Raw genomic sequence first — 10273 nt, 5'->3', positions numbered from 1 at the left:
CGAGCTGGGTTTAGAACGTCGTGAGACAGTTCGGTCCCTATCTACCGTGGGCGTTGGAGATTTGAGAAGAGTTGCTCCTAGTACGAGAGGACCGGAGTGAACGAACCTCTGGTGTTCCGGTTGTCACGCCAGTGGCACAGCCGGGTAGCTATGTTCGGACGGGATAACCGCTGAAAGCATCTAAGCGGGAAGCCTCCTTCAAGATGAGATCTCCCTAGGTACTTGATACCTCTAAAGGTCCGTTAAAGACGATGACGTTGATAGGTAAGGTGTGGAAGTGCAGTAATGCATGAAGCTAACTTATACTAATTGACCGTGAGACTTGACCATATATTCAAGCGAGTTTCTGGTATTCTTCTTGTGAAGCGCTTGTTCCAATTTTTCATCACGCTTTGTTAGCTTAACGCTAACTAAGCAAACCGGTTTTCCTGGCGACAATAGCGAGTGGGTCCCACCTGAATCCATTCCGAACTCAGAAGTGAAAACGCTCAGCGCCGATGATAGTGTGGGGTCTCCCCATGTGAAAGTAGGACATTGCCAGGTTTTAATTCAAAAGCCCATAGTTTTAAACAACTATGGGCTTTTTTTATTGCAGTGCAGTCGCATAGCACGCGCACCATTTTCCTTAGAGTCTGTTCAAACCCATATTGAGCTACCCTCTGGCTAAAAAATCGAATTTATTTTGAACAAATTAGTAAACTTTTGCTCGCAGTAAGATTATTTAAACCCTTTATCGCTGGATCCATTCACTTTCACCCTACTCACAGCTTCTATTGAATGATCAATTTGCACGATCTTCATTTCGATGAGCATATAACTTTCTTTGAAAGATTCTAAATTATTGTTTTTTTTGTATTTAATAAAATCAACTTTTTATGAAGTGGGATAGCTCAATGTGGGTTCAATGTCTCCCAGCTTAGCTATAAAATGTGCTAATGTGCTAAGGAAATTTGATAAGCTTGCCGTTCTCTATTACCTATCTTACTCGTCGCTCATTGCATTTAACTCCCGATGGGGATTTTTAAGGGGGATAATCCCGCCTTTTCATCTTAAATTGCCTACCATGCGAGCAAATCTTACACAGGCAAAATCAATCCCTCAAAAGTATTCGCCTGTGAACATTTAGAATATCCTCACAGATCTGCTGATGATAATATGACAATAGGAAGAAGCTTAAAAATAGGATGCGGAGATGGAAGATAAAAAAACGACTGTAGCTATCATCGGCGCTGGTATGGCAGGTATATTATGGGCAAAAAAATTAAAAGCAGCCGGATATTCCATAGTTATTTTTGAAAAATCGGCTCATCTGGGGGGGGTATGGGATCAGATTGCTAATGCTTATTCCCAAGTGCAAATTGCAGAATGCGATTATCGGCTTGAACCATATAACAACGATAGTGATAAGCAGAAAAGCTACCCCACACGTGAGCAGGTTCTCCAGCATTTACACAAAATTGCGGAAAAATACCAGCTTTATCAAGATTTAAAGCTTAATACTGAAGTCATTAAAGTCAGTCAAATAGCAGAAACCTGTTATCAAATTACCTTCAACGAAAATCACCAAATGACCTCTATGATGGTAAATGGTGTTATTGTTCTCACAGGTTTACTACAAACAAAAAAAATGATTGGTTACCCTGGAGAAGAACACTTTTTAGGTAAAATTAGCTATGGGTTGCAGAATGATTTATGCGCTTACGATTTTCGTGGCAAATCGGTGATTATTCAAGGGATGGGATCATTTGCAATTGAAAATGCGCGACAAGCATTATTAAATGGCGCGGAAAAAGTAACCTTGGTGTGTCGCAGTATCAATCTGGTATTTTCTGCATATTTTCATTATCTAACCACGCGCTCACCTATTTATAAAGGACAATCAGCATTAAAAATACTAAAATTACCTTATAAACATATTCAGCGGCTCGATTTATTAGAAAAATTAACTAACTCTACTATAACCGATCAACACGTCGTATCTCCAGTTTCTGACTTTTTTTTCATTGCGCTCTATTATAAAAAACTTGAAATTATAAAGGGTGAGATTACTAAACTTGATAAAAATACAGTGCAAATGAATGAAAGTTTAAAAATTCCGGCAGATCTTATCGTAAAAAACATCGGTTTTGATCAGGAAAAAACCAATATTGCATTAGAGCAATTAATAGGACATTCGTTATTTAATGGCCTATTTCTGAATCAACAAAATAGCTTTGTCTATTGTCGAGAACCCAATTTAAACCAAGTTGACGTGGGAAAAACAGGCTTTTTTACCTTAAGTTATCTATACTCCCAAGAGTTAACGAGCGATTTATTTATTTACTATTTTAAAAATCCACAAAAATTCCGCAAGATCATCACTCAATTTCCGCAATTTCCAGTGCGAGAATTCGACTTGCATAAAAGCGAAATATTCTTGAAAACTATCTGGCAACACGATCGAGAAGGCAAGCGTATAATTAAAGCATGGCTTGCCAATAAATTAATTCGCTCTCATCAACGCTATCCTTATCAGCATTTCATCCAAGAAAATCAGAAAAATTGGTATACGCTTTGCGCCACGCTGGGAAAAAATCAACCCCCGCTAAAGTATCCTTTTAAATCCAAATTATCTTGGTTGAAAAGGACACTCGAAAAAATAAAAATGGCTTACTTGCTTTTTTAGCCACAAAACTTATTGCCGTTGAATCTTAGGCATAAAACTACTGAGGCATGTATTTCAGTAATACTCCTTTGCATTTTTACACGTAGTGCCTCACCTAAAATCCGGTTGTTTTGAGTATATAATCAAAGCACTGGGAGATTATAAATAACATGCAATGCAATCAACTGATCACATAACCCGCTTTACGTAATGCTTTATTTATAGGATCGGTGTTGTAACCTAAAATTTGTTGTTTACCCACCACAATAATCGGAATACCAGGCGCACCCACTTTATTATAAAAATTAATGCCTTCCACTGAACTCACCACACTATAATAATGATAAGGAATGCCATGTTCTTGAAAATAGATTTTCGTCAACATGGTATTAACACAAGAAGGTGCGCCATAAATTTTTACCGGAGCTAAATGTTGATTGGCAGCATTAACTGCTGAAGGCAGGTAAACGGATTGACTCGCACAACCTGCAGAGAGCATTAATATTAGACAAGAAAAAATGAATATTACTGTTTTCATAGGGACTTCTACTAAATTAACGATAATGAAGTTGAATTTTACAAGACAAGAAAATATCTGCAAGCAAATTATTCAATTGGTTTTAAGCTTTCATAATACTGTTTACTTGCCGGAACAGAAACTAGTTCACATTCAGGGTAACGCAAGGCGGTTAATTTGCCACCAAATACACACCCTGTATCGAGGTTAATCGTATTATTTACCCACTTTGCTTCTGCGACGGGGGTGTGACCATAGATAATTTTGGTATCTCCTCGATAATCCTTCGCCCATGGATAACGAATGTGTAAACCATATTGATCGACTTCACTAGATTTCGGCCCAAATAAACAAAAATTTGCCATTTCACCCGAGCAACGACCAATAAATTCTTCTTGCAGTCCAGCATGCGCAACGGCGAGTTTCCCTTCATCGAAGACATAATGATAAAAGCAATCATTTAAAAAATGTTTTGCTTCAAGCCGAAATGATTCTGAAGCCTGTTGTAATTCATCGCGGGTCGTTTCAAAACCATAGGTAAGCGCGACATCAGCGCCGTGTAAATAACGATTTAATTTTTTATCATGATTGCCAAGCACACAATATCCTTGTTGCTGATTTACGATATCCATCACTAAGCGTAAAACACCTAAACTATTAGGTCCGCGATCGCACAAATCGCCCAAAAAAACTAATTTCCGTTGTTGGGGATGGATAATTTTTTGTCGACCATGCAACTGAATTTCGTATCCTAAGCGTTGCAATAATAACACCAACTCATCGTAGCAACCGTGTAAATCGCCTATAATATCGAAAGGGCCAGTTTCATGAATTAAATTACACGGTAAAGGTGACCGACTGAAATTAATCTGAGAAAATTCTTCGGGCATTTTCCACAACAGGGTTTGATGAAATTTTTCATGTTGTTGAATGTGGGGTAATTGAGTTTGTAATTGCTCATGCTGTGAGTAAATGGTTTTTACTAAAAGCGCATCAGTTTTACCTTGTTTTTGTCTAACACAAGTTTCAGGATCGAGATTAAAAATAATTCCAACCGTTAACATATGATACGATTTTGCTAATTTAATAAATTCTAACCGTTGCTCTGGTTGTAAATTGGGAGCATCAATCACGGTGAGCTGATGAGCTTTTAAGCGCTGTGCCACGTGATGATGAAGCTTAGCCATATCTACAGACGAGGGACAACAAATTTCATCAGGTTGAAAATACTGATTGGCAAAATAGGATTTTCCACTACCGGAGGAACCTATTAATAAAATTAACGCCGTTTCTGGTATACTGTAATCATTATTCATGGGGATATTTTGCAACAAATTGGCAGCATTGCCAATCATTCTTTAGCGATAACAACATTTTAACCAGGATGGTGAACATAACCATGAGGTCAACACACTGTTTAATCGTCAATCTCTATATCGAAGCACAAGAGTTACTCCATTATTACCGGGGAAATGTCAATCAAGTATTAGCCACTGCTGAGAATGGCATCACCGTGCAATTCCCTGTCAACGTCCTCAGAAAATTTGTCACACGCCATGGTGTGCAGGGAAAATTTCGGATTTTTTTCGATGAAAATAATAAATTCATCGAGATTGAGAGAGTCGATTAAAATCTCCCCTTATGCGGGGAACGATAAAATTGACACAGGCTACATCTTATTCCCCCCGCCCTGCAAGAAGCTTCCGCATTTTGCAGGGCGTGAGGAGTATTTCACGAGGCGTTTTGCGTGACAATTAATGTTGCAGCAGCGCTTGAAAAACGGCAAGTAAACTGATTGCTGTGATTTGAAAGAGTCGGTGATGAAGAAGCACCCGAAAATTCAGCATTGCATATTATTCCGCTGGCATTCTCAATCTCAACCCCGCCCTGGTTTATCCCGCCCACTTGTGAAGATCCCTTTGGTGCAACATCTGGTTGTTGAGTGCTAAAGTTTCCGCTGGTTGTTAAATGGATAACTTGGGCGGTACTATTATTGACATTAAATTTATAAATAACGGGAAAGGCATTTGCACTATTCATTAGGGTAAAACTTAATATCGTACTGGCGAGTAGTAAAAATTTTTTATTCATGGGGTTACTCCAAATTAGTGATTCAATATTTTTTTTCGTAATTCTTGTAATTGTTTAGCCGTTAATCGTTTCAATTCATTAGAACCACGGGTGATTTTTGCAATACTGACGTTGCCACTTTTAGCAATTTCACGCTGAGTTTTTTCGCCTCGTAACAGCTCTAGTAAAACCCAATAACGTTGTGATAAATCCTCGATTTCTGCCGGCGTGAGAAAAATCGTTAATATTTCTTCTAATGATTTTACGTCCGTGCAGGCTACACACAACTCTAAAAACGCCGGCCATCCCGGGGTGGATTTTTTCATGAAAGTGCCTTCTTGCAAAACTGATGTAATGTTACATCATTACAAAAAAATGTCAAGCACTCTGTTAAAATAAACGGTATCGCTGATCAAATTATCGTTGCAGTTTGAGATACCGGTCTTTAGAGCGTAAAGAGTACAAGTTCTTAGAAGGGCTGGACTGCTTGCTAATAAAGCTGCGCGATAAAAAGATGACGAGCGCTATATTCTTTTAATGAAGAGAGGTACCTCATGATGCTCACCACATCTTGAAGTGTATTGGATATGTCATACGCGTGAGCTGGTGAAGGGTACAAAACTTTTCTCAACCATAGACAAGCCAAGCATAAGCGCGCATTACTCAAAGTCATTTCACACCACAGTATGAAACCGCAGCGAATGACTAAAAAGAAAAATGGAGTTTCTATCGAGTAACTGCACCAAGCTTAGCTCCATGAAAAAATTTAAATATCGTAAAATTTGCGTTAAATACCATGACAAACCAAGCAAAATGTGTTACAAAATTCCTTCAGTAAATACAAGGACATGGCTCAAGCAAATGGCAAATCACGCAACAAAACAACCTGTAGGTCTGTGGTATCTCTCCGTTTCATTTGCAATCTTAAGTTTTGGTTTTGGTATTCTTCTTTCGTTATTAGTCTTATATCTCACCGAGCGTTTTGGTTTTTCCGATAAAGCGGCCTACGCGCTTTTTGCCATGTTTAACACCTGTTTATATATCATGCCGCTCTATACCGGGCGTATCGTCGATTGGTTTGGCTACCAACGCTCGTATTTAGTCGGCGTTAGTTTTATTATCATCGCCTTTTTTTTGATGGGCTGTCGCAGTGAATCAATTATCTATTGGGGTTTAGCATTATTTATTATGGGCGCAAGCTTTAATTCCACCGCTTTTTTAGTTTTGCAGGGAAAATTATATGCTAAAGACGATATCCGTCGCCAAAGCGCTTTTACGTTATCCTACATGATTATGAATTTAAGTTATTTACTTTCTTCCATCACCGGCGGATATATTCAGCATCAATACGGTTATAGTTGGGCATTTTTGATTTCAGGTGGTGTAGCGATTGGTGCAATTATCGTATTTTGTTTAGGGATCAAAACATTAACGCCACATCCTTCTCGTCAAGTGCAAGCAGTATTAAACTGGCGTCCCGCTAAATTACTGGCTGGCTTATTAATTATGGCATTGTGGCCAGTTGGAATTTGTTATTTTGCCTTACGCCATGCTACCAGCAGTACTAATTTTATTTTAGTCTTAGGTGCCATCGTTATTGTGGGTATTTTAGCGGTTGCCTTTACCCAACCGCAGCGAGTGAATCGCTATCGGATACTCGCTTTCATTTTATTAAGTTTAGTCTCCATTGGTTTTTGGTCTCTTTATATGTTGGAGCCTTCGCTATTAACAGTCTTTATCAAAAATCATGTCGATCGGATCGTGCACGGTCATACCATCCCACCCTCGGTATTTTATGGGTTAAACCCCTTCTACATTATCACCGTCGGCTGGCTATTAAGTTATTTGTGGATTTATTTACATAAACACAATCGTGATATGAGTATTCCCGCTAAATTTACCGCGTCCTTAATTATTATGTCGAGTGGGTTTTTACTCTTAGTCGTGGCTATTGGTTTTGCTAACGCAGTTGGAAAAATTCATATCGTTTGGATTTTATTATGTTACTTATTTTTTACCGTCGGCGAATTATTTATTGCCCCAATTGGTAATGCCATGGTAGGAAGTTTAGCACCAGAAGGGCTAGAGGGATTTTTAATGGGCGTTTGGCAATTTTTTATAGGTTTTTCAGCAACAGTTTCGGCATATCTTGCCAAGCTAGCCACGACCCAGCCAGAGTCTGGGGTACAATCATTAACAGTCTATCATCAAGCGTTTTTAAAAATTGGACTCTTTGGTGCAGTCATTGCCTTGGTATCATTATTATTATTGCCTTTAATCAAAAAAATCATGATGAATGTAAAGCAACATCAGGATACCGTAATGGGTCATTAAAACGCTGTATTTTACTTGATAGCGTGCGTATCAATGGATGAAAAGGAATTTTTTATGGAGAATGCAAAATCATCGCCACAATCCCTCTCCTTACTCACCTTATCTGCGTTAGGGGTCGTATTTGGCGATATTGGTACTAGCCCTTTATATGCAATTCGCGAATCGCTGGATAATCTCCCAATCAACTTAATTGATGTTTTAGGGGTGTTATCTTTAATTTTTTGGTCATTAATTATAGTCATTTCATTAAAATACATTTGTGTGGTGTTACGCGCCGATAACGATGGCGAAGGTGGAATACTGGCTTTGTTGGCGTTACTTAAACGCAAAAACAGCCGTGCGATAAAATTATTTTTTATCATAAGTATTTTTGGTGCGGGATTAGTTTTTGGTGATGGTATGTTAACACCGGCTATTTCCGTCGTCAGTGCCATTGAAGGTTTAAAAATTATTGCACCTATTTTTTCAGATTGGACAATACCCATTGCCTCAATTATTTTAATTGGCGTGTTTGCCTTTCAGTCGTTTGGTACCGCTAAAATTGGTTTTGCCTTCGGTCCCATTGTCCTCGTGTGGTTTATTATTTTAGGCATTTTAGGTTTAGTGCAAATTATTAATGATCCCATTGTGCTAAAAGCCATCGATCCCTATTATGCCTTTGATTTTATTCGCTACAATGGTTGGCATGGCTATGTATTATTGGGTGGAATCTTTTTAGTCGTCACTGGCGGTGAAGCCTTATACACAGATTTAGGCCACTTTGGCAAAAAACCTATTCGCTTAGGTTGGTTTTGTGTGGTGTTACCAGGATTATTACTCAATTATTTTGGTCAAGCCGGATATTTATTATTGCATCCCGAAGCCATTGCCAATCCGTTTTATTTCATTGCTCCGAAATGGTTTTCCTTGCCCTTATTATTCATTGCCACACTAGCCACCATTATTGCATCACAGGCTGTTATTTCTGCAACTTTTTCCATCATCAAACAAGCGGTATTATTAGGTTTATACCCCCATTTAAATATTGTACAAACCTCAAAAGAAGCAAAAGGTCAAATTTATATACCACAAGTTAATTTTATTTTAGCGATTGGTACTTTAGTATTAATTTTTACCTTTCAATCCACTGCGGCATTAACGCATGCCTATGGTATTGCGGTTAATTTAGAAATGTTATTAGTGACGTTGATGATTGCATTTGTCGCGCATCGCTATTGGCAATGGAATTTATCACGAATATTGCTGGTTTTTTCTTTGTTTTTAATGGTTGATGCTGCTTTTCTTGGCGCTAACTTGCAAAAAATTGCGACCGGTGGATGGGTGCCTATTGTTTTTGCTTTGACCTCAGCGTTTATTATGTATACCTGGACTAAGGGCATGGATTATTTACGCAAAACGTATCATGGTCGACATGAAGATTTACCGAGTATTTTAAAACAATTAAACTACGCCGGATTAAATAAATTATCGGGATTAACGGGGATTTTTATCACCGATATTTATGATCAAAGCGGGGTGAGCTTTTTACATTTTTTAAAATTAAATCGGGCAATTCCCGAAAATATTTTAATTGTAAATTATATGGTAGGTAATTTTCCTTATGTGCGAGAAGACAAACGTTTTTGTTTAGCGCATTTAGACGTTAATATTTGTCAGCTTACGTTAAATTATGGTTTTATGGATTATATCGATATTCCAAAAGCACTTAAATTAGCCTGTGAAAATGATATTTTACCCTATGAAATTGACATTGATGCTGCAACGTATTTAATTGAAGTTCCCAATATCGTTGCCTCCCGCAAGAGAAAAACCTTATGGTTTTACTGGCAAGAAAAATTATTTTCATTTTTAATGCGCAATTATTCTGCCAATTTAAACATCGAATTTTACAATTTACCCTTCGATCGCACCATCTCCATCGGCACTTATTGCATCGTCTAACATAACGCAGCCGTAGCCTGGAACGGAGCGCAGCCTGTAGCCTGGAACGGAGCGCAGCCTGTAGCCTGGAACGGAGCGTAGCGGAGATCCAGGTTCAGAACATTAAAAAAACTCCGATCCTGGATCTCCGCTGCGCTCCGTTCCAGGCTACGGCTGCGCTACGTTCTAGGCTGATTGAACTGCTGCATTTCAACCTCGCGTGACGGATCACATAGATTTTTTGCCCATTCTTTAATACCTTGCATAGTCCTAGTTTCAAAATTCTGTGAAAGAGGTAGACTATTCTCTGTAAATGTATGGTTACGTTTGAAATTTACTACACAGAAAAATAATGACTTCCCATTTTCATTTCCAGTTAAGTCATGATGAATCTTTATAGCAAGTGAGTGCGCAAAGGTAGCTTGCGGAGTTTTAATAGCTACTAAGGCTGGCTGAAGAAAATCTTTTAATTGAATTAATTTTGACATTGTTAAGTTAAAACTAGAGCAATGCTCTATCATTTTACTAATCGGAGTTTTTAGCATTAACTCAATTAATAAAATGATCTGATTATCACTTATTTTATTAGCATTTTTATTTGCACACCAATAGGCGTCGGCTAATATTTCGATTAGCTGAATTTGTTCTTGAGTAACGTGAGCTATACCTGATAAATCCTCATAGTTTGCATGTTTTACTTTATGATCAAGTTGAGAGCTTGTATTCCAAAAAGAATATTGAAGGTTATAATTTTGAGAACTTGAACTTGAACTTGAACTTGAACTTGA

9 protein-coding genes and 2 rRNA genes are annotated in these 10273 nt (G+C 38.1%); 6 read left to right on the top strand and 5 right to left on the bottom strand.

Annotated features, from left to right (window positions below):
- From KIT27_11885 to KIT27_11875, 3 genes are all read left to right on the top strand, one after another.
- Positions 1 to 330, top strand: a 23S ribosomal RNA gene (locus tag KIT27_11885); the annotation flags it as partial.
- Positions 331 to 427: 97 nt separating this feature from the next.
- Positions 428 to 543: ribosomal RNA gene (gene rrf, locus KIT27_11880) — 5S ribosomal RNA — on the top strand.
- A 649-nt stretch (positions 544 to 1192) separates the two neighbouring features.
- Positions 1193 to 2665 carry an NAD(P)/FAD-dependent oxidoreductase gene (locus KIT27_11875; protein ID MCW5590346.1) on the top strand — a complete coding sequence of 491 codons (1473 nt, stop codon included), beginning with the start codon at positions 1193 to 1195 and terminating at the stop codon, positions 2663 to 2665.
- A 160-nt stretch (positions 2666 to 2825) separates the two neighbouring features.
- Here the strand turns inward: KIT27_11875 and KIT27_11870 are convergent, their stop codons facing one another.
- Both KIT27_11870 and KIT27_11865 read right to left on the bottom strand, forming a co-directional pair.
- Positions 2826 to 3182, bottom strand: a complete 357-nt coding sequence (locus tag KIT27_11870; GenBank protein MCW5590345.1) for a glutaredoxin family protein — start codon at positions 3180 to 3182, stop codon at positions 2826 to 2828.
- Positions 3183 to 3250: 68 nt separating this feature from the next.
- Positions 3251 to 4477 carry a metallophosphoesterase gene (locus KIT27_11865; protein MCW5590344.1) on the bottom strand — a complete coding sequence of 409 codons (1227 nt, stop codon included), beginning with the start codon at positions 4475 to 4477 and terminating at the stop codon, positions 3251 to 3253.
- An 83-nt stretch (positions 4478 to 4560) separates the two neighbouring features.
- On the opposite strand from KIT27_11865, the gene KIT27_11860 reads away from it, so the two are divergent.
- A complete protein-coding gene (locus KIT27_11860; GenBank protein MCW5590343.1) occupies positions 4561 to 4791 on the top strand; it encodes a DUF2835 domain-containing protein in 231 nt (76 codons plus the stop codon).
- Between the two features lie 101 nt (positions 4792 to 4892).
- Here KIT27_11860 and KIT27_11855 read toward each other — a convergent pair whose 3' ends face one another.
- Together KIT27_11855 and trpR are read right to left on the bottom strand one after the other, a co-directional pair.
- Entirely contained in the window at positions 4893 to 5252 is a 360-nt protein-coding gene (locus tag KIT27_11855) for a hypothetical protein (GenBank protein MCW5590342.1), read from the bottom strand.
- 14 nt (positions 5253 to 5266) lie between these two features.
- Complete coding sequence (gene trpR / locus KIT27_11850; protein MCW5590341.1) at positions 5267 to 5557, bottom strand: trp operon repressor; 291 nt, start codon at positions 5555 to 5557, stop codon at positions 5267 to 5269.
- 535 nt (positions 5558 to 6092) lie between these two features.
- On the opposite strand from trpR, the gene KIT27_11845 reads away from it, so the two are divergent.
- Both KIT27_11845 and KIT27_11840 read left to right on the top strand, forming a co-directional pair.
- Positions 6093 to 7565 (top strand): oligopeptide:H+ symporter, encoded by a 1473-nt coding sequence (locus KIT27_11845; protein MCW5590340.1) that lies wholly within the window; start codon positions 6093 to 6095, stop codon positions 7563 to 7565.
- Positions 7566 to 7619: 54 nt separating this feature from the next.
- Positions 7620 to 9506, top strand: coding sequence for a KUP/HAK/KT family potassium transporter (locus KIT27_11840; protein MCW5590339.1), 1887 nt, complete (start codon positions 7620 to 7622; stop codon positions 9504 to 9506).
- A 158-nt stretch (positions 9507 to 9664) separates the two neighbouring features.
- Here the strand turns inward: KIT27_11840 and KIT27_11835 are convergent.
- Positions 9665 to 10273 (bottom strand): hypothetical protein (locus KIT27_11835; GenBank protein ID MCW5590338.1); only part of this gene is annotated, 609 nt, incomplete at its 5' end.

It is taken from the genome of Legionellales bacterium (assembly GCA_026125385.1).
Classification (GTDB): Bacteria; Pseudomonadota; Gammaproteobacteria; order JAHCLG01; family JAHCLG01; genus JAHCLG01.
The sequence above is the reverse complement of the archived record's forward strand: the minus strand, read 5'-3'. Positions and strand labels throughout refer to the sequence as shown.

Excerpts from the sequence above, each read along its gene's own strand:
- KIT27_11855 (MCW5590342.1), bottom strand. The coding sequence starts at position 5,252 with ATGAATAAAAAATTTTTACTACTCGCCAGTACGATATTAAGTTTTACC.
- KIT27_11860 (MCW5590343.1), top strand. The coding sequence starts at position 4,561 with ATGAGGTCAACACACTGTTTAATCGTCAATCTCTATATCGAAGCACAA.
- trpR (MCW5590341.1), bottom strand. The coding sequence starts at position 5,557 with ATGAAAAAATCCACCCCGGGATGGCCGGCGTTTTTAGAGTTGTGTGTA.
- KIT27_11845 (MCW5590340.1), top strand. The coding sequence starts at position 6,093 with ATGGCAAATCACGCAACAAAACAACCTGTAGGTCTGTGGTATCTCTCC.
- KIT27_11865 (MCW5590344.1), bottom strand. The coding sequence starts at position 4,477 with ATGAATAATGATTACAGTATACCAGAAACGGCGTTAATTTTATTAATA.
- KIT27_11840 (MCW5590339.1), top strand. The coding sequence starts at position 7,620 with ATGGAGAATGCAAAATCATCGCCACAATCCCTCTCCTTACTCACCTTA.
- KIT27_11875 (MCW5590346.1), top strand. The coding sequence starts at position 1,193 with ATGGAAGATAAAAAAACGACTGTAGCTATCATCGGCGCTGGTATGGCA.
- KIT27_11870 (MCW5590345.1), bottom strand. The coding sequence starts at position 3,182 with ATGAAAACAGTAATATTCATTTTTTCTTGTCTAATATTAATGCTCTCT.